Source organism: Thalassovita autumnalis (assembly GCF_001458255.1).
Lineage (GTDB): Bacteria > Pseudomonadota > Alphaproteobacteria > Rhodobacterales > Rhodobacteraceae > Thalassobius > Thalassobius autumnalis.
Window position 1 is genome coordinate 108,323 of record NZ_CYSB01000038.1, and the last position, 25,101, is coordinate 133,423.

23 protein-coding genes are annotated in these 25,101 nt (G+C 61.2%); 11 read left to right on the forward strand and 12 right to left on the reverse strand.

The window, feature by feature from the left end; genetic code table 11:
* Window positions 1-30: 30 nt before the first annotated feature.
* The 8 genes from TL5118_RS15255 to TL5118_RS15290 all read right to left on the reverse strand — a co-directional run bounded on the left by TL5118_RS15255 (window position 31) and on the right by TL5118_RS15290 (window position 8,742).
* On the reverse strand, window positions 31-1,377 hold the full coding sequence (locus TL5118_RS15255) for an ABC transporter substrate-binding protein (protein ID WP_058244904.1): 1,347 nt from the start codon (window positions 1,375-1,377) through the stop codon (window positions 31-33).
* Between the two features lie 36 nt (window positions 1,378-1,413).
* Window positions 1,414-2,496, reverse strand: coding sequence for a LacI family DNA-binding transcriptional regulator (locus TL5118_RS15260; RefSeq protein WP_058244802.1), 1,083 nt, complete (start codon window positions 2,494-2,496; stop codon window positions 1,414-1,416).
* A 210-nt stretch (window positions 2,497-2,706) separates the two neighbouring features.
* Window positions 2,707-3,702 (reverse strand): ABC transporter ATP-binding protein, encoded by a 996-nt coding sequence (locus tag TL5118_RS15265; protein ID WP_058244801.1) that lies wholly within the window; start codon window positions 3,700-3,702, stop codon window positions 2,707-2,709.
* A gap of 10 nt (window positions 3,703-3,712) precedes the next feature.
* A complete protein-coding gene (locus TL5118_RS15270) occupies window positions 3,713-4,732 on the reverse strand; it encodes a Gfo/Idh/MocA family protein (RefSeq protein ID WP_058244800.1) in 1,020 nt (339 codons plus the stop codon).
* The gene (locus TL5118_RS15275; protein WP_058244799.1) at window positions 4,729-5,568 is read right to left on the reverse strand and encodes a carbohydrate ABC transporter permease; all 840 of its coding nucleotides are present in this window, start codon (window positions 5,566-5,568) and stop codon (window positions 4,729-4,731) included. Before TL5118_RS15275 ends, TL5118_RS15270 begins: the two co-directional genes overlap by 4 nt.
* A gap of 10 nt (window positions 5,569-5,578) precedes the next feature.
* Entirely contained in the window at window positions 5,579-6,493 is a 915-nt protein-coding gene (locus tag TL5118_RS15280; protein WP_058244798.1) for a carbohydrate ABC transporter permease, read from the reverse strand.
* Window positions 6,494-6,564: 71 nt separating this feature from the next.
* Window positions 6,565-7,818 carry an ABC transporter substrate-binding protein gene (locus tag TL5118_RS15285; RefSeq protein ID WP_058244797.1) on the reverse strand — a complete coding sequence of 418 codons (1,254 nt, stop codon included), beginning with the start codon at window positions 7,816-7,818 and terminating at the stop codon, window positions 6,565-6,567.
* A gap of 18 nt (window positions 7,819-7,836) precedes the next feature.
* On the reverse strand, window positions 7,837-8,742 hold the full coding sequence (locus TL5118_RS15290; protein ID WP_058244796.1) for an N-acetylmuramic acid 6-phosphate etherase: 906 nt from the start codon (window positions 8,740-8,742) through the stop codon (window positions 7,837-7,839).
* 168 nt (window positions 8,743-8,910) lie between these two features.
* Here TL5118_RS15290 and TL5118_RS15295 point away from each other — a divergent pair, with 168 nt between their 5' ends.
* The 4 genes from TL5118_RS15295 to nagA are packed head-to-tail and all read left to right on the forward strand — an operon-like array spanning window position 8,911 to window position 12,722.
* Window positions 8,911-9,792, forward strand: a complete 882-nt coding sequence (locus tag TL5118_RS15295) for a glucosamine kinase nucleotide-binding domain-containing protein (RefSeq protein WP_058244795.1) — start codon at window positions 8,911-8,913, stop codon at window positions 9,790-9,792.
* Window positions 9,789-10,544 carry a GntR family transcriptional regulator gene (locus tag TL5118_RS15300; RefSeq protein WP_058244794.1) on the forward strand — a complete coding sequence of 252 codons (756 nt, stop codon included), beginning with the start codon at window positions 9,789-9,791 and terminating at the stop codon, window positions 10,542-10,544. Before TL5118_RS15295 ends, TL5118_RS15300 begins: the two co-directional genes overlap by 4 nt.
* A gap of 25 nt (window positions 10,545-10,569) precedes the next feature.
* Complete coding sequence (locus TL5118_RS15305) at window positions 10,570-11,595, forward strand: SIS domain-containing protein (protein WP_058244793.1); 1,026 nt, start codon at window positions 10,570-10,572, stop codon at window positions 11,593-11,595.
* On the forward strand, window positions 11,592-12,722 hold the full coding sequence (gene nagA, locus TL5118_RS15310) for an N-acetylglucosamine-6-phosphate deacetylase (RefSeq protein WP_058244792.1): 1,131 nt from the start codon (window positions 11,592-11,594) through the stop codon (window positions 12,720-12,722). The genes TL5118_RS15305 and nagA overlap by 4 nt, the downstream gene beginning before the upstream one ends.
* Window positions 12,723-12,982: 260 nt before the next feature.
* On the opposite strand, the gene TL5118_RS15315 is transcribed toward nagA, so the two are convergent.
* On the reverse strand, window positions 12,983-13,675 hold the full coding sequence (locus tag TL5118_RS15315) for a nitroreductase family protein (RefSeq protein WP_058244791.1): 693 nt from the start codon (window positions 13,673-13,675) through the stop codon (window positions 12,983-12,985).
* 164 nt (window positions 13,676-13,839) lie between these two features.
* Between TL5118_RS15315 and TL5118_RS15320 the strand changes: the two genes are divergently transcribed.
* Entirely contained in the window at window positions 13,840-14,616 is a 777-nt protein-coding gene (locus TL5118_RS15320) for a helix-turn-helix transcriptional regulator (RefSeq protein ID WP_058244790.1), read from the forward strand.
* Window positions 14,617-14,619: 3 nt separating this feature from the next.
* On the opposite strand, the gene TL5118_RS15325 is transcribed toward TL5118_RS15320, so the two are convergent.
* The 3 genes from TL5118_RS15325 to glpD form a co-directional block, all read right to left on the reverse strand.
* Entirely contained in the window at window positions 14,620-15,756 is a 1,137-nt protein-coding gene (locus tag TL5118_RS15325) for an iron-containing alcohol dehydrogenase (protein ID WP_058244789.1), read from the reverse strand.
* Window positions 15,753-17,243 carry a glycerol kinase GlpK gene (gene glpK / locus TL5118_RS15330; RefSeq protein WP_058244788.1) on the reverse strand — a complete coding sequence of 497 codons (1,491 nt, stop codon included), beginning with the start codon at window positions 17,241-17,243 and terminating at the stop codon, window positions 15,753-15,755. The genes TL5118_RS15325 and glpK overlap by 4 nt, the downstream gene beginning before the upstream one ends.
* A 212-nt stretch (window positions 17,244-17,455) precedes the next feature.
* A complete protein-coding gene (gene glpD / locus TL5118_RS15335; RefSeq protein WP_370701683.1) occupies window positions 17,456-19,036 on the reverse strand; it encodes a glycerol-3-phosphate dehydrogenase in 1,581 nt (526 codons plus the stop codon).
* 266 nt (window positions 19,037-19,302) lie between these two features.
* Here glpD and TL5118_RS15340 point away from each other — a divergent pair, with 266 nt between their 5' ends.
* The 6 genes from TL5118_RS15340 to TL5118_RS15365 all read left to right on the forward strand — a co-directional run bounded on the left by TL5118_RS15340 (window position 19,303) and on the right by TL5118_RS15365 (window position 25,052).
* Complete coding sequence (locus tag TL5118_RS15340) at window positions 19,303-20,073, forward strand: DeoR/GlpR family DNA-binding transcription regulator (protein ID WP_058244787.1); 771 nt, start codon at window positions 19,303-19,305, stop codon at window positions 20,071-20,073.
* Window positions 20,074-20,238: 165 nt separating this feature from the next.
* Entirely contained in the window at window positions 20,239-20,523 is a 285-nt protein-coding gene (locus TL5118_RS15345; RefSeq protein WP_131727450.1) for a hypothetical protein, read from the forward strand.
* Window positions 20,523-21,809, forward strand: coding sequence for a methyl-accepting chemotaxis protein (locus tag TL5118_RS15350; RefSeq protein ID WP_058244785.1), 1,287 nt, complete (start codon window positions 20,523-20,525; stop codon window positions 21,807-21,809). Before TL5118_RS15345 ends, TL5118_RS15350 begins: the two co-directional genes overlap by 1 nt.
* A gap of 272 nt (window positions 21,810-22,081) precedes the next feature.
* The gene (gene iolG, locus TL5118_RS15355) at window positions 22,082-23,092 is read left to right on the forward strand and encodes an inositol 2-dehydrogenase (RefSeq protein ID WP_058244784.1); all 1,011 of its coding nucleotides are present in this window, start codon (window positions 22,082-22,084) and stop codon (window positions 23,090-23,092) included.
* Window positions 23,085-23,891, forward strand: a complete 807-nt coding sequence (iolB, locus tag TL5118_RS15360; protein WP_058244783.1) for a 5-deoxy-glucuronate isomerase — start codon at window positions 23,085-23,087, stop codon at window positions 23,889-23,891. Before iolG ends, iolB begins: the two co-directional genes overlap by 8 nt.
* 153 nt (window positions 23,892-24,044) lie before the next feature.
* Complete coding sequence (locus tag TL5118_RS15365) at window positions 24,045-25,052, forward strand: LacI family DNA-binding transcriptional regulator (RefSeq protein WP_058244782.1); 1,008 nt, start codon at window positions 24,045-24,047, stop codon at window positions 25,050-25,052.
* Window positions 25,053-25,101 lie beyond the last annotated feature (49 nt).

Consider the following 25,101-nt stretch of genomic DNA (forward strand, 5'->3'; position numbering starts at 1 on the left):
GAACCGCAGTTCAGGCCCCCGCCGTCACCGTTAGTTGATTTTCGACAGTTCGTCGTTCATGGCGGCCACGGCTGCGGCGGCATCCACCTCACCGTCGATGTATTGGCGCACCACGCGGTTGATCGCTTGGCTGTTGATCATTTTCGACGCCAGCGAGAGCTGACCTTCGGCCACGCCCCAGCGCTGGGCCACTTCCAGGCCACCGACGATTTCGTCAATCATCTCTTGCGCATAGAGGTCACCCAGCGGGGCCTTGCGGTCCACGCCAACCGGCAGGGTTGCCCACAGCTCTTTGAACTTCTTCGGCTCAGCTTCGGTGCCGGCACGCACAGGGAATTTGCCCTCAGGTGCGATCGACAGGGTCTGGCCGTAGCCCGCATCCATCGAGAATTTCACAAACTCCATCGCATTGTCGGTGTCTGCGTCCGAAGTGATGCCGAAGTAACGCACGTCACCCCAGGCGGCGCCATCAGGGTTCGACGGGCCGGCGAAGTTGGTGACGATACCGGTCATAGAGGCCAGCGCCGCCGAGGTCGGATCATCGTTGATGGTGGGCGGGGCGCTGTCGCGCAGACCGGCCAGTTCATCCAGGATGAAGGGCGACCAGATGATCATCGCAGCATTGCCCGAGAAGTAGAGCTCACGCGATTGCTTCCAGTAGAGATCACCGGGAGGCGAGGCTGCGGCGATGGATTTGTAGAAATCCAGAACCTCAGTGGTGGCTTTCACGTCCAGCGGCTGGAAACCATCTGCGCCCACAGGGCTGACACCATTGGCCAGGAACACATGTTCCAGAACCTGGCTCATGAAGTTTTCATCCACTTTGGTGGCGGCAACGAAGCCGAACATCTCTGGCGGGTTGTGCAGTTTTTCCAGCGCGGCGGTGACAGCGCCAAAGGTGGTGGGGGCCTCAAGGCCGTTGGCCTCAAACAGGTCCTTGCGGTAAACCACCATCTGGGTCCAGCCATCGACGGGAACCGAGGCGGTTTCACCTTCGTAGTTGGCCATCGCCAGGGCGCCGGGGGCGAACGTGTCGGTGCCCAGCTCAGAGACCACTTCGGTGGCAGCTTCGGTGTCCAGAATGCCGGCTTCGGCCCAGGGCAGGGCGTATTGCAGGGTGTGATAGATCACATCCGGCAGGTCGCCTGCCGCAAAGGCGGCGGTGGCGCGGGTGCCGAGATCGGATTCCGAAACCGGGATCACGGTCACTTCGATGCCGGTGGATTTCTGGAAATCGGCAGCCATGGCTTCCTGTTTCGCCAGACGCTCGGGCTGTTCTTCGGTGGTCCAGAAGCGAATGGTATCGGCCGATACCCCCTGGGCCATCAGAGCCAGCGCAAGCGCTGAGCCAGCCAGTAGTTTGCTATGTTTGGTCATGTCTTCCTCCCGTTTATTCATCTTGGTTAAGGTCTTTTATTCAGTGGGTCCCGCGGGGTTCGGCGCCGGCCCATGTGACGCCCGATCCAACAGGCGGGCGCGGGCCAATTCGCGCAGGTCTTCGGGATCGGCCCCCCGGATTTGTTGAATTAGTAATTCCGCCAGCCGTTTTCCGGCCTTGCGGCTATCCACCTGGAATGTGGTCAGGGGCGGATCGATCAGGCTGCCTTCGGGCAGGCCATCGTAGGAGATCAGCGACAGGTCCCGGCCGATGTGCAGCCCGCGGTCCCTGGCAACAGTATAGGCGCCAAAGGCCGCCCGGTCGACCGAGTAGAGGATCGCGGTGGCCGGTTCATCCAGATCCAGCAGCGTTTCTGCGGCTTTGGCGCCGTCAGCAATGTTGACCGCAGGGGCGGTGATCAGGCTGGAATCCTGCGGCAGGCCAGCCAGTTGCAGCCCGCGCTGATAGCCTTCGAGGCGCAGTTTGGCATAGGTGTAGCCCGGCGCACCGGGGACAAATCCGATGCGGCGATGGCCTAGGCCTGCCAGCATTTCCACCGCTTCCACCATGCTGTCTTCGCTGGTGATGTCATACCAGCTGCAGCCGGTCGGATCGCCGGTCCGGCCATAAAGCACGAAAGGGATCTCCTGATCCCGCAGGAAGCTGATCCGGGGATCGCTGAGGCGGGTGCGGGGCAGGATGAAGCCATCGGCCTTCTGGTCATCGGCAAGCGCTTCCAAGAGGCGCAGCGTGTCCTCATCGCTTTCGGCGGTTGAAACGGTGAGGGTCCAGTTCTGGGCTGAGGCGGCCTCGGACACGCCGGCAAGGAAATCGGCCACGAAGGGGCGGTGGCCGTCATGTTCGTTCACCTGCAGCACCAAACCCAGCGAGCGCACCAGACCGGTACGGATCGCCTGCGCATGGCTGAGCGGGCGGTAGCCCATCTGGTCGGCCACTTTGCGCACCCGGATGCGGGTCATTTCAGAGATGTCGGAATAGCCGTTCAGGGCCCGGCTGACGGTGCCCTTGGACAGGTTCAGATGCTGCGCCAAATCATCGATGGTCACGCGTTTCGCGCGCCACGATTGGATGGCCTTTTTCTGGTCCTGTGTATTCACGTCGATTCGTCCTCCCAGTCTCAGAAAAGTCTCCGAAACCGGTTTCGGCAAACGATCTGTGCAGTTTTTGCCCGATTTTAGCACGCTGCACTGCGGCGTTGCGCAAGTATTGGGCAGAAAAAACAGGCTGGCGGTGCAGCATGGAGCCACAAAAAAGGCGGGTCTGTGAGGATCTCACAGCCCGCCGTGATGCGCCTTAGGGGGGTGTTTTTAGGTTACACGTTGCCCGTTTTGGTCGAAGAGATAGGACTTGGCCGGATCAAAGGCCAGACCCACGGTTTCGCCAATTTTCACCCCATGCTGGCCAAACAGGCGCAGGGTCATCGGCTGATCCTCCAGGGTGACGATGACGTTGGTGTCGCCACCCAGATGTTCCACATGGGTGACCTGACCGCTGAGCGGCCCGTCGCTGCTGATGGTCAGGTCCTCGGGGCGAATGCCGATGGTGCGCAGATCACCTGGGGTGATCTTGTCGGCGGCGATAAAGTTCATCGACGGCGCGCCAAGGAAGCCCGCAACAAACTGGTTGGCCGGGTTGTTATAAAGCTCCATCGGCGAGCCGATCTGTTCCACACGCCCGTCGCGCAGCACCACGATCTTATCCGCAAGCGTCATCGCTTCGGTCTGGTCGTGGGTCACATAGATCATCGAGGCGTCCAGCTGACGGTGCAGGTTGGCGATCTCAATCCGGGTGTTCATTCGCAGCGCTGCATCAAGGTTCGACAGGGGTTCATCAAACAGGAAGAGTTTCGGCTGGCGCACAATGGCCCGGCCGATGGCAACCCGCTGACGCTGACCGCCCGACAGTTCCGAGGGGTAGCGGTCCAGGTATTGTTCCAGATCCAGCATCCGGCTGGCCTCGGCCACACGGGCATCGATCACCTCTTTTGAGCGTTTTGCCTGTTTCAGCGCCAATGTCATGTTGTTGCGCACATTGAGGTGCGGGTAGAGCGCGTAGCTCTGGAACACCATGGCGATGCCCCGTTTGGCGGGCGGGGTCAGGTTGACCAGATCCTCACCAATGTGAATATCGCCAGAGGAGGCATCCTCCAGCCCGGCAATCACCCGCAGCAGGGTGGACTTACCACAGCCCGAGGGGCCAACGAAGACAACAAATTCGCCTTCTTCGACCTCTAGATTGATGTCCTTCAAGACATGGACGGATCCGAAGGATTTGTTGACGTTTTTCAGCGACAATGCGGTCATGGTCTGCTCCTTACAGGATCACGGGCTGGCCGGTGCGGATGCTTTCATCTGCGGCAAGGCAGATGCGTAGCGATTGCACGGCGTCATTCATATGGCGGGTGAGGTCCAGGTCTTCGGCGATGGCGCGCAGCATATGGGCTTGCTCACTGTCACACAGTTCCTGATGGCCGGGTTCCCCCGGCAGGTCGATCAATTGGTCGCCGCCAGTGCGATGCACCAGCAGGCTGCCCACAGCGGTGTGGCTGTCGACATCGGAGGAGTCGGATTTATCGCCCTCCACAATCGAGACGGAGCCGTTCGGGCTGACCACGTCTTTCACGAAGAACGCGGTTTCTGACATCATCGGGCCCCAGCCGGCCTCATACCAGCCGACCGAACCGTCATCGAAGGTCACCTGCAGCTGGCCGTAATTGTACATGTCTTCGGCGATCTCATCGCTCAGCCGCAGGCCCATACCGTTGACCTTGACGGGTTGCGCATCGGTGATCTGGCACATGACATCCACGTAATGCACGCCACAGTCCACAATGGGGCTGGTGGTCTGCATCAGGTTTTTGTGGGTCTCCCACTCTGCCCCAGAACTTTGCTGGTTCAGGTTCATGCGGAAGACATAGGGCCCGCCCAGATCACGCGCTTCCTTGATCAGCCGCACCCAGGACGGGTGGTGGCGCAGGATATAGCCAACAACCAGCTTGCGGCCGGTCTCCTTGGCCTTGGCAACAACCCGTTCGGCATCAGCCACGGTAGTAGCCAGCGGCTTTTCGATAAAGACATGTGCGCCGGCCTCCATCGCCGCGCAGGCATAATCTGCGTGGCTGTCGGAGTAGGTGGCGATCACGGCCAGATCGGGTTTGGTTTCTGCCAGAGCGGTCTCAAAGTCCGAAAAGGCGGGGTATTGGCCCAGCTCGGGGTGGGTGACCACGCCAGAGCGGTTGACCAGACCAACGATCTCGGCCTCGGGGTGTTTGTGGTGGGCCAGGGCATGGGACAGGCCCATGTTGCCCAGACCTGCAATCAGAACTCGGGTCATTTTACCGCTCCTGATGTGATACCGCGGATCAGCTGACGCGAGAAGATGACATAGAGCACCAGCACCGGCAGGATCGCCATCGACAGGGCTGAGAGGACCGCGTTCCAGTCGGTCACAAACTGGCCGATGAAGACCTGGCTGCCCAGCGTCAGGGTTTTGGTTTCCTCGGCCGGGGCAAGGATCAGCGGGAACCACAGGTCGTTCCAGATCGGGATCATGTTGAACACCGCCACCGTCGCCATGGCCGGGCGCACCAGCGGCAGCACCAGACGGAAGAAGATGGTGTATTCGCTGAGGCCATCAATCCGGCCCGCGTTTTTCAGATCATCGCTGATTTGGCGCATAAACTCACTGAGGATGAAGACCGCCAGCGGCAGACCCTGCGCCGTGTAGACCAGGATCAGCGCCCAGAGGGTGTTCACCAGCCCGCTGGCCACCATCATGTCCAGGATCGCAACGGTGCCGATGCGGATCGGGATCATGATCCCCAATGCCAGATACAGGCCCATCAGCGTGTTGCCCTTGAAGCGGTATTCCGACAGGGCAAAGGCCGCCATGGCGCCAAAGAGCAGCACAAAGAACAGCGAGGCAACCGTGACGATGAAGCTGTTCTGGAAATAGAGGAAGAAATCCCCCTGTTTCATCACCGTCTGATAGCCCACCATAGAAAAGCTGTCCGCATCCGGCAGTGCCAGCGGTTCGCGGAAGATCGCTTTGCGGGTTTTGAAACTGTTGATGATGATGATGAACACCGGGAACAGCGCGATCAGCATATAGATGATCAATGCACCATGCATGGCGAACAGGTTAAAGCGGTTGGAGCGTGCCTTGTTCATATCGCGGCCCTCACATCTGGTAGCGGCGCATCCGGGTCTGGATGCCAAAGAGGTAGATACAGACGCCGATCAGGATGATCACGAACATGGCCGAGGCAATGGCAGAGCCCATATGTGGGTCCCCCAGTTGCAGCTGGAAGCCAAAGAACGTCCGGTACATAAACGTGCCGAGGATATCGGTGGAGAAATCCGGCCCCGCCAGCGCGCCCTGTGAGGCGTAGATCAGGTCGAAGGCGTTGAAATTGCCCACAAACGTCAGGATTGAGATGATCCCGATCGAGGGCAGGATCAGCGGCAGCTTGATCTTCAGGAAGGCGGACATGCCGGTGATACCGTCAATTTCGCCGGCCTCCAGCACCTCTTCGGGGATCGACAGCAGCGCGGCGTAGATCAGCATCATCGGGATACCCACAAACTGCCAGACCGAGATCAGCGCCAGCGTGGTCAACGCGTATTCTTCTTTGCCCAGCCAGGGGGCGAAGAGGGATTTCAGGCCAACTGCATCCAACATTGAGGGGGCAATGCCCCAGATCGGCGACAGGATCAGTTTCCAGGCAAAGCCCACGATCACGAAGCTTAGAATGGTCGGGATAAAGATAGCCGAGCGATAGAGCGCAGCAAACCGCAGGCGCGGGTGGCTCAATATCGCGGCAAGCACGATCCCGATGGGGTTCTGCACCAGCATGTGGATGATGAAGAACCAGAAGTTATTGCCAAGCGCGTTCCAGAACTGTTCCGACCAGATCGGGTCCAGAAACAGGGTCTGAAAATTCTGCATACCGACATAGATGCGTTCCTGATCCACCCGGCTGTAAAGCGCCAGTCGCAGCGTGTTGAACAGCGGGAAAATCATCACCGCAGTGTAGACGAGGACGGCAGGGGCGAGGAAAACAATGATGTGCCAGGGAAAGCGGCGCTTTTGCATGGGAAATCTCCGGCTGGGGGGATCCGGGCGACAGCGGCGCCGCCCGGATCAATGGGTCACTTGAGATCAGCTTACTGCTGCGGGGCGTACCATGAGGCCAGGCCAGCCTGCAGTTTCGCGCCCAGAGCTTCGGGGGTCTCGGTGCCTTTGATAGCTGCAACCGAGGCGCCCCAGGTGTCGTTTTCCAGGTTCGGAGTGCCACGCGACAGGATCTGGTAGGTCGAACGGATGGTCGACTCACACTCACCACGCCAGGACACGAACTCTTTGGCCAGTGGATCGTTCAGCTCAACCGGGGTGTTCGACAGCGGGAAGAAGCCCGGCAGCGCGTTGCCGAAGATCGCCGCGAACTCAGGCGAGGCTACCCAGTTCAGGAAGGCTTTGGCCGCTTCGGGGTTGGCGCTCTTGGCGTTCATGCCGATGCCGATGTCGGTGTGATCCGAGATGTAGCAGGTGTCACCAGCGTTCATAACCGGCGGCTTGAAGGCGCCCATTTCGAAGTCAGCCTGGGTGTTGAAGCCGGCAATTTCCCAGCTGCCTGCCGGATAGATCGCGGCGCGGCCCAGGGTGAACAGGTTCTGGCTGTCAGGGTAGGTCTGGGCTTCGTAGCCGTCACCCAGATAGGCGCCCCATTTGGCCAGGGTGGCGTAGGGGGCAACCCACTGCTCATCGGTCAGCTTCTGCTCACCGGCGATCAGCGCACGACGGCCTTCTTCACCTTTCCAGTAGTTCGGGCCGATGTTGTTGTAGCCCATGGTGGCCGCTTCCCACTGGTCATTGGTGCCCATGGCCATCGGGATGTAGCTGCCGTCTGCTTTGAACGCTTCCAGCGCGGCAAAGAACTCAGCTTCGGTGGTCGGAACCTCTACACCAACTTCGGCGAAGGCGTCTTTGTTGTAGATGAAGCCGTGGATCACCGAGGCCATCGGCACACAGAAGCTGGCCGAGCCATCGTCGCTCTGCCATGCGGACTTCGCAACATCCGAGAAGTTGCTCATGCCGTCGGCGTCGCCCAGATCGGCCAGGTGGCCCGCATCATAAAGCGCCAGCGAGGCGTCAAACGGGCGACAGGTGATCAAGTCACCGGCCGAGCCTGCTTCCAGCTTGGAGTTCAGCACGGCGTTGTATTCTGCCGGGGCGGTGGGGTTGAAGTTCAGTTTGATGCCAGGGTTTGCGGCTTCAAAGGCGGGTATGATCTTGTCCTGCCACAGGGTCAGGTCATCGGTACGCCAGCTTTCGATGTTCAGCGTTACATCGGCGGCCAGTGCGCCGGATGCAGCCAAAGCGGTGCCCGACAAGAGGGCGCCAAAAATCGTCTTTTTCATTGTGGTTCTCCCGGTTGGTTATTTGACTTTGGGTCTTGCTTCCAAATGGCGCAGCGCGGGGCGCAGATGTCCTTCGCTGCGGGAAAGCAGGTCGGCAGCTTGGGCAGGGCCCTCGGCACCGGCTGCAATGAGAATGGCGGGTTTCAGCGCGCCACCGGTCTGACGCAGGGCGTCATTGGCGGTGTCTGCGTCTGCGCCGGTGATGGTGCAGACGATGCTGCGGGCGCGGCCGTGCAGCTTGATGTTATCGGCGTGCATGTTGACCATCATCCCGTCATGGATATGGCCCAGATGCCGCGCCATCAGCGTCGACAGCATGTTCAGCGCGATTTTCTGCGCAGTGCCCGCGCCCATCCGGGTGGAGCCTGAAATGACCTCAGCCGGGGTGGGCAGCAAAATGGCGTGAACGGCTATGTTCAGCAGCGGCGTGTCGGGGTTGTTGGCAATCCCGATCACCGTGGCCCCGGCCTGGGCTGCCAAGCGTGCAGCCTCCATCGGGTAGGGGGTGGTGCCGCTGGCAGATAGGGTCAGGACCGTATCGGCGTCATTGAGATCTGCCAGTGCGGTGGCCAGACCGTCGGTGGCATCTTCGGTGTCGCCGGGCATCGAGGCTGTTGTGGGGATGCCCCCGGCCATCAGAATGCGGATGCGGCTTTCAGGTATGCCGAAGGTGCCGCCCAGTTCCATTGCGTCGGCTGCGGCCATCAGACCAGAGGATCCGGCCGCCACGTAGAACAGTCGGCCGTTGCCGCGCAGGCTGTCAGCCATGGCTTTGGCGCCGTCACAAATCGCGGGAAGGGCGCTGCGCACGGCGCCTGCGGCTTCGATCTGACCAAGCGCCAATACCTCACCCATCGCTTCCACCGGAAGCAGGTCCAGGCCCATGGCGTCCTTATGAAGCTGTTCTGTGGCTTTGGTCGTCAATCGAATCTCTCCCCTTTCCGGCAATCATACCTATACAATACCATTAGTCTACCATTTTGTGACGGTTTCGTTAAAGTCGATTGAATTGGCGTGAAATTTTCGAAATTTACGGTATTTGGTCTTAGTTGGGTATTCAAATTGGAATGCGGTTATTATAAAGGTGTCACTATGGTTGAGCTGAGACATGATTCCATTCTGGCGGTTGATGGCGGCGGCACGCGGTGCCGTCTGGTGTTGTGCGCAGGTGCGGCTGGGCGCTGGTCTGTTGAGATGGGCTCGGCAAATGTGTCCTCAGATTTTGATGGGGCCGCGGCGCAGATCCGCGCTGGGCTGACGGCGCTAGCCGCAGAAAGCGGCACGTCAGAAGAGGCGCTGCGCGACGTGCCCGCCTATCTGGGGCTGGCTGGGATTACCGGCCCGGCCCTAGCGGAGCGGCTGCAAAATGCCCTGCCTTTCAAACATGTGCGGATCGCGGATGATCGCCCCATTGCCCTACGTGGTGCGCTGGGCGCGCAGGATGGCGCGGTGGCCCATTGCGGCACGGGATCGTTTTTTGCCCTGCAGGCTGGCGGCGATATGCGTTTTGCCGGTGGCTGGGGGCTGGTTCTGGGTGATGAGGCCTCGGCAGCCTGGTTGGGGCGTCTTGCCTTGAGCCGGGTGTTAATCATTGTTGACGGGCTGGCCCCGGCCACAGACCTCAGCGCGGATATTCTGGCTGACTTTGGTGGGCCTGCCGAAATTGTTGCTTTCGCGGCGCGCGCGAAGCCGGTTGAGTTTGGCCGTTTGGCGCCGAAAGTCAGCGCGGCGGCTGAGGCGGGTGATGACTTGGGGCGCAGTCTGATGCAGGCGGCAGCCGATCACATCGCCACAACGCTGGCGCTTTTGGGCTGGCAGCCGGGGCAGGCGCTGTGCCTCACCGGCGGTATCGGGCCGCTTTATGGCGCTTTTCTGCCAGAGATGTTGCAAGCCGCCATTGGTGCGCCACAAGCCACCCCATTAGAGGGGGCACTGGCCCTGGCACGGCAGTTTTCAGAGGAGTTGCAGGCATGACAGTTGCGGATTTTCTGCGCCCTGACGGGTGGTTGGGTAAAGACAGCGGACCACGCTACGTGCAGCTGCGCCGCCGGCTGGAAGAGGCGATCAACACCGGTCTGTTGCAGCCCAACAGTTCGCTGCCGCCGGAACGTGAGATTGCTGATCTGACCGACCTGTCGCGCGTGACCGTGCGCAAGGCCATTCAGGAACTGGTGAAAAAGGGCGTTGTTGTTCAACGGCAAGGCTCTGGTTCCTTCGTGCGTGAAGCTGAGCCAAAGGTGGAACAATCGCTGTCGCACCTGACGTCCTTTACCGCCGACATGAAACGGCGCGGTCTCGACACCACCTCCAAATGGCTGGAGCGCGGCATCTTTTTGCCTTCGCCCGAAGAGGTGGTGGCGCTTGGCCTGGCCTCGGATGCATCGGTGGCCCGGATTTATCGCCTGCGTGAGGCGGGCGGGCGCCCGATGGCGCTGGAAAAGGCAGCGCTGCCGCTGGATATCCTGCCAAACCCGCTGGATGTGACGACATCGCTTTATGCCCTGCTGGAACAGCACGGCAACCGGCCGGTGCGCGCGGTGCAGAAAATCTCGGCGGTGAATTTGGAAAAACCCGAATGTGATCTGCTGGGCGTGCCCGAAGGCACCGCGGGCCTGTCGATCCAGCGGACCTCTTATCTGGAAAGCGGCCGCGTGGCCGAGTTCACCCAATCGCTTTACCGCGGTGACGCCTATGACTTCGTGGCGGAACTGCGTCTCTCCTCCTAACTGATCTAACTGATAAGGTTCAGACATGACCCACCCCACCCAGATGCGCCGTGAAATCGAAGAAATCCCACAGGCGGTTGAGCGCCTGTTGAGCGAAGGGGCAGGGGCGGTGACCGGTGCGGCCAAAGCCGTGCGCGATGGTGACATCCGCTATCTGATTTCGGTGGCGCGCGGCTCCTCGGATCATGCCTGCACCTATCTGAAATACGCATCTGAACTGATGCTGGGCCTGCCGATTGCCTCGGTCGGGCCCTCTGTGGCCTCAATCTACGGGGCGCCGCTGAAGGCGCAGGATGCGCTGTGCATCGCCGTCTCGCAGTCTGGTGCCAGCCCGGACATCGTGCAGCTGACCCAGCAGCTGACCGATGCCGGGGCCTATTCGGTGGCGATCACCAACAATGCGCAATCCGCGCTGGCCGGTGCCGCCTCAACCACGCTGCCCATTCACGCAGGCCCTGAACTGTCGGTCGCGGCCACCAAAACCTATGTCACCTCGCTGGTGACTGGCCTGTGGCTGCTGGCGGAGATTAAGCAGGACGCCGCATTGCTGGCGGCGATCAAGGCACTGCCCGCACAGCTGGAGGCGGCGACCAAATGTGATTGGTCGGCAGTGGTCGATACGATTTCGGGCGAATCGCTTTACACACTGGGCCGCGGGCCAAGCTGGGCGATTTCCAATGAGGCGGCGCTGAAGTTCAAAGAAACCTGCCAGATCCACGCCGAAAGCTTCTCCTCTGCTGAGGTGCTGCATGGGCCGGTGTCGATTGTTGATGCCGGGTTCCCGGTGATCGGCTTTGCCGCGGCAGATGCGGCGGAACCTTCGCTAGTTGAGGTGGCGGATACCATCGCCGGCAAAGGGGCCAAGGTCTTTGTGACCTCTGACAAGGTAAAGGCCGCCAACACGCTGGAGCATGTGCGCACCGATCACTGGCTGGCCGATCCGATCCCGCTGGTGGTCTCGTTCTATGCTATGGTGGAACAGGTGGCGGCCAAGATGGGCATCAACCCGGATGCGCCGCGCCACCTCAAGAAAGTGACGGAAACGGTATGAGCACCACCACCTATCACGGCGGGCTGATCTTTGACGGCGAGGTCCTGCATGACGGCGCAGCCGTGACGGTGCAGGATGGCACCGTCGTGGCGCTGGGGCCTGAGACTGGGGCGGACAGCAGCGGCGATCAGGTGGATCTGGCCGGTGATATCCTCAGCCCCGGATATGTCGATCTGCAGGTGAACGGCGGCGACGGCCTGATGCTGAACGACGCGCTGGAATTGGACACGCTGCGCCGGATGGGGCAGGCACATCGTCGCCTAGGGGCAACCCATATCCTGCCAACGTTGATCACCAACACGCTGGCCAAAACCGAAGCCACGATTGAGGTCACCAAAGAGGCAATCGCTGCAGGTGTGCCGGGCATTGCCGGCCTGCATCTCGAGGGGCCGCATCTGTCTGTCGCGCGCAAAGGCGCCCATGACGCCGCCCTGATCCGGCCGATGGAGGACAGCGATGTTTTGATGCTGACCGCCGCAGCGCGGGACTTGCCGGCGCTGATGCTGACGGTTGCGCCTGAAAACGTCACGGTGGATCAGGTGGCCGCACTGGTCGAGGCCGGTGCTGTCGTCTCGCTGGGCCACACGGACGCGGATTTCGCAACCTGCACGGCCTATTTTGAGGCCGGCGCGCGCTGTGTCACCCATCTGTTCAACGCGATGAGCCAGATGGGCAACCGCGAACCGGGGCTTGTGGGGGCGCTGCTGAACAGCGGCTTGGCCTCCGCCGGGTTGATCGCCGATGCGGTGCATGTGCACCCGGCCACCATCCGCAACGCCTGGGCGGCCAAACAGGGCCCGGGGGAGATTTTCCTGGTCTCAGACAGTATGGCGCCCGCAGGCACCGATCAGGCTGAATTTACCCTGGAGGGACGCCGCATTGCCCGCCGCGATGGGCGGCTGACGCTTGAGGATGGCACCCTGGCTGGGGCGGATCTGGATCTGACCACCGCGGTGCAGGTGATGTGTGATCAGGTCGGTGTGCCTCTGGCCGCAGCCCTGCGCGCCGCCACTTCGGTCCCTGCAGCCCTGATGGGGCTGGGCAATGGGATCGGGCGGCTTGAGGTCGGTGCAGCCAGTGAGCTGATCCGCATCCGCAGCGACCTTTCAGGCTGCGCTGCGGTATAGGCTCAGGACCCATTGATTTTTCCGCACCGGCGCCAAAATCTCAATGGTTTGAGGCGCGCCGGAAAGAGTGGTTCTCTTTTCAAGCGCCTCACGCCGTTGAGATGCAGCGATTTGGACGTCTTCGATTTGGCGGTTTTTCGAACTGAGCCGCGTCACATGGCCTTGAAATAGATCACTATTCCTGCGGCCTTGTTCCTTGTCCGTTCGAAAATCTGCCAAACCGGTGCGGAAAAAATTAATGGGTCCTGAGCCTAAGCGGCTTATTCGGCCACTGTCAGGATTTCCTCCAGCGGCTTTTTCATCTTGGCCACAGCGGGCACCTGCGCATCTTCGCGTGGGTGACCCACGGCCACGATCATGATGGGCTTTTCCGATTCCGGACGGCCCAGCATCCCGTTCAGAAAACGCATCGGGTTCGGCGTATGGGTCAGGCTGACCAGCCCGGCGTGGTGCAGCGCCGCCAGCAGGAAGCCCGAGGCGATGCCGGTGCTTTCCGGCACGTAGTAGTTTTTGAACCTGGTGCCATCGTCAAACTGGCCCCAGCGTTGGGCAAAGATCACGATCAGCCAGGGGGCCTCCTCCAGATGTGGTTTGTGGTCATTGGTGCCAATCGGTTCCAGCGCTTTCAGCCATTCATCGCCTGCACCCCCATCATAAAAGCGGCGCTCTTCCTCTTCGGCGGCGTCGCGAATGCGGCGCTTCATCTCGGGGTTTGAGATGGCCACGAAATGCCAGGGCTGGTGGTTGGCGCCGGAGGGCGCGGTGCCAGCGGTGCGGATACAGTCCTCAATCACCTCACGTGAGACATCCCGGTCCGAATAATCCCGCACCGTATGGCGGCGTTTCATATGTTCATAAAAGGCATGGGCCGCTGCCTGCATTTCGGCATCGGTCATCTCGGCACGGTCTGGCAGGTTGACGGGCTGGTATTCAATGTGGTCGCGGGCGAACATGCGGGCTCCTCCTCTGGGTCTTTGAGGGCGCAGGGTATGTGGCTCTGGTCGGGGTCGCATTCCTCAGCTATGAGGAAGGCCTGATTGGATCCAAACGCCACACTGCCCCAACGCGGCCGAACTGCGGCCCCTCTACGGCCCAAGTACTGCACAGGACAATTAACATGCGCGAAGACTTCGCTTTGCAAGCCCCTCTGCCAGATCTGGCAGCGCCGCTGTCGGCGGTGACCCCGTTGATCGAGGCTATTGGTCAACCGGTGTTTATTCAGGCTGCGATGCAATTTGCTAAGCAGATGACCGGCGCCGATTTCACCTCGCTCTACTGCGAAGGGGACCGGGATGCGCCGCTGCTGATGGGCACCGCTTCCCACCTGGGCCAGTTGCGCGCCGATCGTGCAGCGGTTGGTTATCAGCGCCATTGGGGCGAAGACCGCAATGCCGCGCTGTTGCTAGGGGCCGAAGGCGAGGGCGATTTTTTCAGCCATCATGAGGCGGAGGATCTGACCTCCTTCACCTATCGGCGGGATTGTTATGATCTGCCCGGGATCACCAGCCGGGTCAGTATGGTGCGGCGGCGGCCGGGCTTTGGCCTGGCGGTCAGCCTTTATAGCTCGACCGAGTTCGGCACCTTTCCGATCACGGCCCGCGATGGGTTGATCGCCACAATGGCCACGATCATGGCCGCGGCGGAGCGTCATGTTGGCTTTACCCTGAAAGAGGCTGAGGCCGGCGATCAGGATGTGCAAGCGCGCCTTGCGCTGAACCATCCGACGCTGACGAAACGTGAACGCGAAGTGGCGGCGATGACCATCAAAGGGCGCACCGCGGCGGAGATTGCTGCGATTTTGGGGGTGGCAGAGACGACGGTGATCACCCACCGCAAAAAGGCCTACAAGCGGATGAATGTCACCTCAATGCGCGAATTGCTGGCGCGGATGTGACCATCAGGCGGCGGCGTGCAGAACCTGTTCCAGCACATCTGAGGGCAGGGCAACCGGGTTCGCCTTCATCGAGGAGGAGGCCGCTGCCGCATCGGCAATCGCGGCAAAGGTTTCCGGCGATACCCCCATGGCCGCCAGCCCCGGCAGGCCGTGCTGCGCACTCCATTGTTCCAGTGTGCTGCGACGTTCGGTCAGGCTGCCATCGATCCAATCCTGCACCTCATCAAACCGGCCCAAGAGATCCGGCTGGTCTGCGCAGGCCTCTCGGTTGGCCGTTAGCACGTGGGACAGCAGCGCGCCGCAGATCGCGCCATGTGGTGCGGTGGGGGCAACGCCCCCGATCACACCGGCCAGCCCATGCACGGCGCCAAGGCCCGCGTTGGCCAGCGCCAGACCACCGCAGAGGCTGGTGAAGGCCAGATCGTCCCGCGCCGCCGGGTCTTCGTCTTGCATCAACTGCCGCAGGGCCGACAGGCCGCGGGGAATGGCGGCGCGGCACAGCGCGTCGGTCAGTGGGTTGGCGCGGGCGCTGAGGTAGGGTTCGATCACTTGCGTCACGGCATCAAGGCCCGAGGCCAGCGTCACCGCCTTGGGGGTGTTATCCGTCAGGCCAGGATCCACCAGCGCCAGATCGGCCAGCATACGGGCATCGCGCAAGGACACTTTGCGGGCATGTTCGGGCACGGTGATCACGGCGTTTTTTGTGACCTCGGCGCCGGTGCCTGCGGTGGTTGGGATGGCGACGAAGGGCAGAGGATCGGCGGTCAGCGGCTGCCCTTTGCCCACCACCTCCAGATGGTCCATCGCGCCGCCCGGGGCAGGGATCAGTGCTGCCACCGCCTTGCCCAGATCAATCGCTGCCCCGCCGCCGAGGGCGACCACGCAATCCACGCCTGCGGCCTGTGCCTCGGAAATGGCTGCGTTCAACAGGGGCAGATCGGGTTCTTTGGCGCAGGTAAAGGGCACCACCTGGACCCCCAGGGCGCTGAGCGCCGGTATCAGCGCGCCGCCGTGGCGGGCGCTGGCCCCTTGCACTAGAAAGACGCGGCGCCCAAGGGCCGCGATGGCCTCGGGCGCCTCGGCGATCACGCCGCGGCCAAAACGGATCCGTCCGGCGCTGGCGAAATCGAAGGGGCTCATACGCTAAGGGTTGCCTGAACCGCGCGCTGCCAGCCGGCGTAGCGTTCATCGCGCGCCTCAGCCGCCATGTCCGGGGTGAAGCGGTTTTCCAGCGCCCAGCTATCTGCAAAGCCTGCCATGTCAGGGTAGATCCCCGCCTGCATACCGGCCAGCCAGGCCGCACCTAGGGCTGTGGTTTCCAGAACCTCAGGCCGGTCCACCGGGGCGCCAAGAATGTCGGACAGGAACTGCATTGCCCAGTCCGAGGCACTCATGCCGCCGTCTACCCGCAGCACCTGTTCGCCGCCCTCATGACCAGCCCAGTCGGCGGTCATTGCTTCCAGCAGATCGCGGGTCTGGTAGCCGACGCTCTCCAGCGCCGCCTTGGCAAATTCCGCCGGGCCGGAGTTGCGCGTCAGCCCGTAAACCGCACCGCGACATTCGGCGTTCCAATAGGGGGCACCCAGGCCGGTGAAGGCGGGCACCATGATGACGTTCTGCGCTGGATCGGCACTTTCGGCGAGGGGCTGGGTTTCCTTGGCTTCGCGGATGATCTTCAGCCCATCCCGCAGCCATTGCACCACGGCGCCTGCGATAAAGATCGATCCTTCCAGCGCATAGGTCGGCTTGCCATCCAGCTGGTAGGCGATGGTGGTCAGCAGGCGGTTGTTTGACTGCACCGGCGTGTCGCCGGTGTTCAGCAGGGCAAAGCAGCCGGTGCCATAGGTCGATTTCAACATGCCGGGCTGGAAGCAGGCCTGACCCACCGTGGCGGCCTGCTGATCGCCAGCCACCCCGGTGATCGGGATTTCGCGCCCAAAGAGATCGGCGCGGGTGACACCGAAATCGGCGGCGCAATCCTTGACCTCGGGCAGCATCTGCATCGGGATGTTGAGCAGATCACAGATTGTCCGGCTCCAACGGCCTTTGCGGATATCGTAAAGCAGGGTGCGCGCGGCATTGGTGGCATCGGTGGCATGCACCTTGCCGCCGGTCAGTTTCCAGATCAGGAAGCTGTCCACGGTGCCAAACAGCAATTCACCCGCCTCGGCGCGGGCCCGCGCACCCTCCACATTGTCCAGCAGCCAGGCCAGTTTGGTGCCTGAGAAATACGGATCCAGCAGCAGGCCGGTGCGGTCGGTGAACATCGCCTCATGACCCGCCTCACGCAGGGCGGCGCAGGTATCGGCGGTGCGCCGGTCCTGCCAGACAATGGCGTTGTGGATCGGTTTGCCGGTGGCCTTGTCCCAGACCACGGTGGTTTCGCGCTGGTTGGTGATGCCGATGGCGGTGATGTCTTCGGGCGCGAGGCCCGCGCGTTCGATGGCGGCGCGGCAGGTGCCGGCGGTGGTGGACCACAAATCGGCCGGGTCATGTTCCACCCAGCCCGAGGCAGGGAAATGCTGCGGGAATTCTTCCTGCGCTGAGGCGGTGATCTTCAGATCTTTGTCAAACAGGATCGCCCGCGATGACGTGGTGCCCTGATCGATGGCCAATACATATGTCATGTGTCCCCCCAAGGCAGCCTATCCATCTGGCTGCCGGTAGCTGTGCACTCTCATTTCTTTGCGTTGCGCCCAAGGTCCCCGGCATTCGGGGTCTCCACCCTGTGGGGCGCAACGGGTTCTGGCCAGAGTGGCCGGAATTCTTAATCCGTTTCAAGCCGTGTTTATACGGGGCCATGACGGCCCCAATACGGCCCTAACATCTCCTGCGGCGGTTAGGCGCGGGTGGCCTGCATCCAGTCCTGCAGGGTGGCCACCTGATCCTTGTCCAGCCGCAGCCCCAGTTTGGAGCGGCGCCAGATCACATCTGCGGCCTCCACCGCAAATTCGCGATCCATCAGCCAGCGCACCTCACGTTCGGTCAGGGTGGCGCCAAAATCCTGGCCCAGATCCGCAGCGCTTTCGGCGCCGTTCAGGATCTGCGCGGCTTCGGTGCCATAGGCTTTGATCAGGCGCAGGGCCCATTTCTGGGTCAGGAACGGATAGTTGCGCTGCAGATCCTCCACCAGGAAATCGCGGTTCTTCACCTCAAAGTTCCCGCCCGGCAAAGGCACGCCTGCGGTCCAGTCGCCCTGACGGGTGGGCAGGTGTTTGTTGATCTTTTCCAGCGCGCTTTCGGCCAGTTTGCGATAGGTGGTGATCTTGCCGCCAAAGACGTTCAGCAAGGGCGCACCGCCGGTGGCATCCACCGTCAGCGTGTAGTCGCGCGTGGCTGCAGTGGCCGAGCTGGCACCGTCATCATAAAGCGGGCGCACACCGGAATAGGTCCAGACCACATCGTCGCGGCTGACCGGCTGTTTGAAGTAACGGCTGGCAAAGGCGCAGAGGTAATCCTGTTCCGCTTCGGTGCAGACCGGCGGGTTTGACGGATCCTCATGGTCCTGATCGGTGGTGCCAATCAGGGTGAAGTCATTCTCATAGGGAATGGCAAAAATGATGCGGCCGTCTTCGCCCTGGAAGAAGTAGCATTTGTCGTGATCGTAGAGCTTCTTGGTCACGATATGGCTGCCGCGCACCAGCCGGACCCCTTCGGTCGAGTTGCTGCGGATTTTCTGTCGGATGATGTCACCGACCCAGGGGCCGCCGGCATTGACCAGCATCCGGGCCTGATGGGTGATCTCTTCGCCGCTGTCGCGATCGCGGGTGGTGACGCGCCACAGATCGCCGCTGCGTTCGGCGTTCAGCACTTCGGTGCGGGTCATCACCTTGGCACCGCGCGCTTCTGCGTCGCGGGCATTCAGCACCACCAGACGGCTGTCTTCGATCCAGCAGTCCGAATATTCAAACGCTTTGGCAAAACGCTGCTGCAATGGCGCCCCTTCCGGACCATTGCTGAGGTCAACAGAACGGGTGCCGGGCAGGATTTCACGGCCACCCAGATTGTCATACATGAACAGGCCCAGACGGATCAGCCAGGCCGGGCGGCGCCCTTTCATCCACGGCATGACAAAACTCAGCAGGCGCGAGGTGGGCGTTTCAGATTCAAACCGCATATCAGGGTGATAGGGCAGCACAAACCGCATCGGCCAGGAAATGTGCGGCATGGCCTTCAGCAGGGTTTCACGCTCAATCAGCGCTTCGCGCACCAGCCGAACCTCAAAGTATTCCAGATAGCGCAGCCCGCCATGAAACAGTTTGGTTGAGGCCGAAGAGGTGGCCGAGGCCAGATCGTTCATCTCAGCCAGTTTCACGCTCAACCCGCGGCCTGCTGCGTCCCGGGCGATGCCGCACCCGTTGATGCCCCCTCCGATGACGAAAAGGTCGGTGATCTCGGGTTTGGTTTCATGCACGGACACGGGCGCTTCTCCTGACTGTCTGAAAATGGGGAATACTCTTTTGCCCAGCGGAGTCAACGTAATTTTTCGTTTGTGTTCGTTTGTGTTCGCATGTGCGTGCCGCGAAGATCCTTCTGTATCCGGCCCTATAGAGGCGCCGAGGCGTTGCGGGTGCGCTCTGGATCGGGGTGCGACTGCGCTGAAATGTTCGTTTTTTCTCTTTGCCGTTCGCCTGCTTGCACCGGCGCGCAGTTTCGCGCACTGTCGGCAAAACAGTTGGGGGCCGGATGAAACTCTCTTTTCGTCAGTCAGATATCTTGGAAATTGCCCGGGTCGAAGGGCGTGTGGTGGTGGAAAATCTGGCCGACCGGTTTGGTGTCACCGTGCAGACCATTCGCCGTGACCTGTCCGAACTGGCGGATGCCGGCAAATTGGAACGGGTGCATGGCGGGGCGGTGCTGCCCTCAGGCGTGACCAACCTGCACTATGAAGACCGGCGCGCGCTGAGTGCGGAGGCAAAAACGCGTATCGCCCGCGCCTGTGCGGCCGATATTCCCGATGGCGCGTCGCTGTTTTTGAACATCGGCACCACAACCGAAGCCGTGGCGCGGGAGTTGTTGAGCCACCGCAACCTGATGGTGGTGACCAACAATATCAACATCGCCAACATCCTCGTGGCCAATGAAAGCTGCGATATCGTGGTGACCGGCGGCAGCCTGCGCCGGGTGGACGGTGGCCTGCTGGGGGACCTGGCGGTGACCACCATTCGGCAGTTCAAGTTTGATCTGGCGGTGATCGGCTGTTCAGCGGTGGATGCCAGTGGGGACCTGCTGGATTATGATCTGCAAGAGGTCAGCACCAGCCGCGCCATCCTCGAATCAGCGCGCTCTGCCTGGCTGGTGGCCGATCACAGCAAGTTCCAAAGACAGGCCCCGGCGCGTATCGCATCCCTCAGTCAGATCGATCGTTTTTATACTGACGTTGCGTTGCCACAGCCCCTGTCGCAGCAGTGTTCTGAGTGGGATACACAGCAAGTTGTGGTGTCTAACCCCTCGTAATCGTACACAAACCCACAAAATGAGGGGTGCGACGATAAAACCAAGCGGTTTTGCAAGAACCATACCAATGGCTATCTAAAATCGCGCATTTGGAGGGGCGGCGCCTATTTCTGCAAGGAAACAGGTAAACTAGCCGCCATGAAAGCTTTGCCTGCATATTGTCTCATGGCTGGTGGCGTCCTGACCGTACTGGGTCTGGAGGTCGCCGGATTCGCCATGGCTGCCGAAATGGTCCCGGGTGAACCGGTCCTGGTGGTGGCACCGCCGTGGTCCGGTGGGGCCGAGGCTGTTGTCGCGTCAGCAGGTGGCGCAATTGTGGGGCCGACACAGGCCCCCCTTTCCGTTCTTGCAACGGGCGCAAGTGAAGAAGCTTTCCGCGAGAGTGGCGCCTGGTTCCTGCTGAGCCCAAGCGCCCTTAGCTTTTTCTGTGTAACGAAGGATACGGTATAATGTCGGTTAATAAACAGGAGAAATCGAAGGATTTCTCGGGCACGGCCCGTCTGGTGGCCCTGGGGATGATGCCCCTTGGGCCAATTTCTGCGTTTGCGGTGGGTGGACCACTGCTGACGGTGGTGGCTGCGGCCCTGATCTTTGCGGGTCTGGCGCTGATCGCCCCCAAGCTGGATGGTAAAACGCGCCCGATGATGATTGCGGTGGCGCTGATCGGTCAATGTGTGGCCTTCACCTCAGCCTTCTCGGGCCATGCCTGGCAAATCGACACACATATGATGTTCTTCGCCGTACTGGCGATTGTTGCAACCATGGGCTCACTGCCCGCGCTGATCGTGGGTGTCGCGGTCACCGCCGTGCATCACCTCAGCTTTGGCCTGTTCCTGCCGTCACTGGTGTTCCCGGAGATGTCTCTGGTTGAAACGCTGGGTCGTGTTGTGCTGCACGCCGTGATTGTTCTGTTCGAAGCGGGCATTCTGGCCTGGTCGATGATCCGTTCTGCTGCCGCTGACGCGGAAATCCGTCAGGCCCGCGAAGATCTGGCTGAAAGCGTTGCTCAGGCGGAGCAGGCGCAGGTTGATGCAGAAGAGGCCCGCGAAGCTGCTGTGGCTGTGGCCGATCGCACCCGTCGCGAAGGTCAGCGTGCGGCAACGGCTGTTGAACAGATCGCCTCGGCTGCAAACGCCGCCGCCGATCATGCGGGCAGCGCCCAGAATGTGATGGCCCGCACCCGCGAAGAGGCGGAACGTTCCAGCGGTGTTGTAACCCGTGCCCATGACGCCATGGATGCGATCAAGGCCAGCTCGGAGAAAATCACCACCATCATTGGTGTGATTGATGAAATCGCCCGTCAGACCGACCTTCTGGCGCTGAACGCAGCTGTTGAATCGGCCCGTGCCGGCGAAGCAGGTCGCGGCTTTGCCGTGGTGGCCACCGAGGTGCGCAAACTGGCGCAGCGCTCGGCCGATGCCAGCAAGGAAATTCGCGAGTTGGTCATCACCTCGTCTGAGCAGGTGGATCACGGTGTGGAACTGGTTGGTGAAACCGGCAGCGCCCTGACCCGTATCGCTGACGCGGTGGCTGAGCTGAACGAAGTTCTGACCGAAATCGCTGCAGGTGCTGCGGATCAGTCCGAAGGTCTGGCCCAGGTGAACATCGCCATCTCGCGCATCGATACCCTACGTGATGAAAGCGAGGTTCCAGCCGGGGAAGAGGTGCCAAGCTTTGACCTCAGCATGGACGATGATGATGGGGAAGAGGTGGATTTCACCGCCAAAGCGGCCTGATCCAACCCTCAAATCCCTGACCCCGTATCAAGGAAACGCCTCACGCAAGTGGGGCGTTTTCTTGTGTTTTCGGCAGGGGTCTGCAGTGCGGGAGATGGTTGCACCCGTCTTGCAATATGATTGCAACCGGTTGCAAATTTTGCTTGACGCTGTCCGGTCAAACCGGCACCCTAACGAAAACGCTCAGCACCTGCGGAACGGAATCCCCGTACCGCTACCACTGGGTTGGACTAGGGAAGGGGCCGCCAGAAGAGGCGGCCAAAGGAATGAATATGTCTGTGAAATTTGCCGTTTTGGGGGCGGGCCGTATTGGTCAGGTCCACGCGTCGACCATTGCTGCCGTGCCGGGGGCTGAACTTGTCGCAGTGGCTGATGCAATGCCCGCCGCCGCTGCCGCAGTTGCTGCTGCCCATGGCTGTGACGTGAAAACCATCGATGACATTGCGGCAGATGCCGGGGTGGATGCCGTGATCATTGGCACCCCAACGGACACTCATGCCGATCTGATAGAACAGTTCGTGCGCGCCGGCAAAGCTGTGTTCTGCGAAAAACCGGTCGACCTCAGCCTTGAACGGGTGAAATCCTGTCTGGAGGTTGTACAGGCTGAGGGTGGCAAGCTGATGGTGGGCTTCAACCGCCGCTTTGATCCCGATTTCCGCGCCGCCCATGCCGCCATTCAGCAGGGCCGCATCGGCAAGGTTGAGATGGTCACCATCACCAGCCGCGATCCCGGCGCGCCGCCGCCGGAATATATCACCCGCTCTGGCGGGATTTTCCGCGATATGACTATTCATGATTTCGATATGGCGCGTTGGCTGCTGGGCGAAGAGGTGACTACGGTTCAGGCGGCAGCCTCGGTTCTGGTCGATCCTGAGATTGGCAAACTGGGGGATTACGACAGCGCCAATGTGATCCTGACCACCGCTTCGGGTCAGCAATGTGTCATCACCAATTCCCGTCGCGCGACCTATGGCTATGACCAGCGCATTGAGGTGCATGGCTCCGAAGGATCGGTGACGGCGGAAAACCAGCGGGAGGCACGCATTGAGATTGCGGATGAAAAGGGTGCGCATCGCCCGCCTTTGCTGAACTTCTTCATGACCCGCTACACGGCAGCCTATGCCAATGAAATCGCCGAATTTGTTGATGCGCTCAACACCGGCGGCGCGATGCCCACCACGGGGCACGATGGGCTGATGGCGCTGGCGCTGGCAGATGCCGCGCTGTTGTCCGTGGCTGAGGGCCGTGTGGTCCAGGTGTTGGAGGTGCTGGGCGATGGCTGATCTTCTGCGCAAACCCAATGGCGCAACCGGCAAGGTGCATGACATTTCCCCGGGCGATGCGGGGTGGTCTTATGTCGGCTTCACCCTCTACCGGTTGCACCCCGGCGACAGCGCGTCAGAATACACCGGATCCGAAGAGGTCATATTGGTTCTCGTCGAAGGCAAGGCCGCGATCCAAGCCGCCGGTCAGGACTTTGGCGTGCTGGGCGATCGCATGAACGTTTTTGAAAAGACGCCGCCGCATTGTGTCTACGTGCCCGGCGCCAGTGATTGGTCCGCCGTGGCTGAAACAGATTGCACCCTTGCCGTCTGCAAGGCGCCCGCCCGCGGGGACTATCCGGTACAGCAGATCGGTCCGGCAGATATCGCCTTGGAAGAGCGCGGCACCGGCACCAACCTGCGCCATATCAACAACATCGCCATGGAAGGCCGGGACGTGGCCGGCAGCCTGTTGGTGACCGAGGTGTTCACCCCCGCAGGCCATTGGTCCAGCTATCCGCCGCACCGTCATGACGAAGATAACTTCCCTGAGATGACCTATCTTGAGGAAACCTATTATCACCGCCTGAACCCCGATCAGGGCTTTGGCATTCAGAGGGTCTATACCGAAGATGGGGCTCTGGATGAAACCATGGCGGTCAGCTCGCATGATGTGGTGCTGGTGCCCAAAGGCCACCACCCCTGCGGATCACCCTATGGCTATGAGATGTATTACCTCAACGTGATGGCCGGTCCGCTGCGCAAATGGCGGTTTGAAAACGATCCGGCACATCACTGGATCTATGAACGGGACAATTGAGCCGCAGTTCAGCGGTGAAAACGGTGCAAAAGGGCAGGTTGCCTTGAAATACGGATCTGAATGGGGTTGAACGCAGAGAAAGGATAGGCGGGCGCTGGTGCGGACGGTTGAAACCGTCAGATACAACAGCGGTCCGGATAAGATGAGGTCACGATGGGTGTCACACTGAAGGAAGTTGCCGAACGCGCCGGGGTCTCCCGGTCGGCTGTGTCGCGCACTTTCACTGATGGTGCCTCTGTCTCGGACAAGATGCGGCGCAAGGTCGAAAAGGCGGCGGCGGATCTGGGCTATCACCCCAATGCGCTGGCCTCAAGCCTGACCACCGGGCGCACCAAGTTGATTGGTCTTGTCTCCAACAACTTCCACAACCCGCTGTTTCTGGAAATCTTTGATCTCTTCACCCGGGGCCTGCAGGACAAGGGCCTGCGCCCGCTGCTGGTGAACCTCTCGGATGAAACCGATCCGCAGAATTCGGTCCGGATGCTGCGGCAGTATTCGGTGGATGGGGTTGTTGTGGCCTCCTCCACATTGCCCCCCAGTTTTGCCCAGGCCTTCCGCGATGCAGGCGTGCCGGTGGTGCACAGCTTCGGCCGCTCCTCCGCAGCGACGCAGGTGCATGTGGTCGGCATCGACAACGTCGAGTGCGGCCGGATGGCGGCACGTACCCTGGTCGAACGCGGTTACGGCAGCGTCGGCTTTCTGGGCGGTCCTGTCACCGCGACCTCGACCCAGGACCGTCTGACCGGGTTTCTGGAACAGATGGAAAACTACCCGGATGTGGCGCACAGCCATTCCTATGCTGAGGCTTATTCGTTTGAGGCCGGGCGCGCAGAAATGCAGCGGTTGCTGGCCAGCGGCGCCCGCGCCGATGCGTATTTCTGTGGCGACGATGTTCTGTCAATCGGTGCCCTGTCCGCAGTGGCCGATGCCGGGCTGAAAGTGCCCGAAGAGATCGGGATCATTGGCCTCAACGATATGGAAATGGCGGCCTGGGAAAACATCGACCTGACCACGATCCGCCAGCCGATCAAGGAAATCGTCAGCGCCTCCATCGAGATGATGAGCGCCATGCTGGATGATCCCAGCCGCTACCCCGAAGCGCGGATTTTCCCCTGCTCCGTCGTAGAACGCGGCACGCTACGGCGGGGGCAGTCAGGGTGACACGCCGGGCGCGAAGCAACATTGCCTGATCTTGCCTGATCCGGGCTGC

Bases quoted from the DNA above. Each gene is read 5' to 3' on its own strand.
- TL5118_RS15350 (WP_058244785.1), top strand. From the start codon at position 20,523: ATGTCGGTTAATAAACAGGAGAAATCGAAGGATTTCTCGGGCACGGCC.
- TL5118_RS15315 (WP_058244791.1), bottom strand. From the start codon at position 13,675: ATGTTCGCCCGCGACCACATTGAATACCAGCCCGTCAACCTGCCAGAC.
- iolB (WP_058244783.1), top strand. From the start codon at position 23,085: ATGGCTGATCTTCTGCGCAAACCCAATGGCGCAACCGGCAAGGTGCAT.
- TL5118_RS15295 (WP_058244795.1), top strand. From the start codon at position 8,911: ATGGTTGAGCTGAGACATGATTCCATTCTGGCGGTTGATGGCGGCGGC.
- TL5118_RS15275 (WP_058244799.1), bottom strand. From the start codon at position 5,568: ATGAACAAGGCACGCTCCAACCGCTTTAACCTGTTCGCCATGCATGGT.
- TL5118_RS15255 (WP_058244904.1), bottom strand. From the start codon at position 1,377: ATGACCAAACATAGCAAACTACTGGCTGGCTCAGCGCTTGCGCTGGCT.
- TL5118_RS15270 (WP_058244800.1), bottom strand. From the start codon at position 4,732: ATGACCCGAGTTCTGATTGCAGGTCTGGGCAACATGGGCCTGTCCCAT.
- glpK (WP_058244788.1), bottom strand. From the start codon at position 17,243: ATGACATATGTATTGGCCATCGATCAGGGCACCACGTCATCGCGGGCG.
- TL5118_RS15365 (WP_058244782.1), top strand. From the start codon at position 24,045: ATGGGTGTCACACTGAAGGAAGTTGCCGAACGCGCCGGGGTCTCCCGG.
- TL5118_RS15280 (WP_058244798.1), bottom strand. From the start codon at position 6,493: ATGCAAAAGCGCCGCTTTCCCTGGCACATCATTGTTTTCCTCGCCCCT.
- TL5118_RS15325 (WP_058244789.1), bottom strand. From the start codon at position 15,756: ATGAGCCCCTTCGATTTCGCCAGCGCCGGACGGATCCGTTTTGGCCGC.
- nagA (WP_058244792.1), top strand. From the start codon at position 11,592: ATGAGCACCACCACCTATCACGGCGGGCTGATCTTTGACGGCGAGGTC.
- TL5118_RS15285 (WP_058244797.1), bottom strand. From the start codon at position 7,818: ATGAAAAAGACGATTTTTGGCGCCCTCTTGTCGGGCACCGCTTTGGCT.
- TL5118_RS15320 (WP_058244790.1), top strand. From the start codon at position 13,840: ATGCGCGAAGACTTCGCTTTGCAAGCCCCTCTGCCAGATCTGGCAGCG.
- TL5118_RS15305 (WP_058244793.1), top strand. From the start codon at position 10,570: ATGACCCACCCCACCCAGATGCGCCGTGAAATCGAAGAAATCCCACAG.
- TL5118_RS15345 (WP_131727450.1), top strand. From the start codon at position 20,239: ATGGCTGGTGGCGTCCTGACCGTACTGGGTCTGGAGGTCGCCGGATTC.
- TL5118_RS15265 (WP_058244801.1), bottom strand. From the start codon at position 3,702: ATGACCGCATTGTCGCTGAAAAACGTCAACAAATCCTTCGGATCCGTC.
- TL5118_RS15340 (WP_058244787.1), top strand. From the start codon at position 19,303: ATGAAACTCTCTTTTCGTCAGTCAGATATCTTGGAAATTGCCCGGGTC.
- iolG (WP_058244784.1), top strand. From the start codon at position 22,082: ATGTCTGTGAAATTTGCCGTTTTGGGGGCGGGCCGTATTGGTCAGGTC.
- TL5118_RS15300 (WP_058244794.1), top strand. From the start codon at position 9,789: ATGACAGTTGCGGATTTTCTGCGCCCTGACGGGTGGTTGGGTAAAGAC.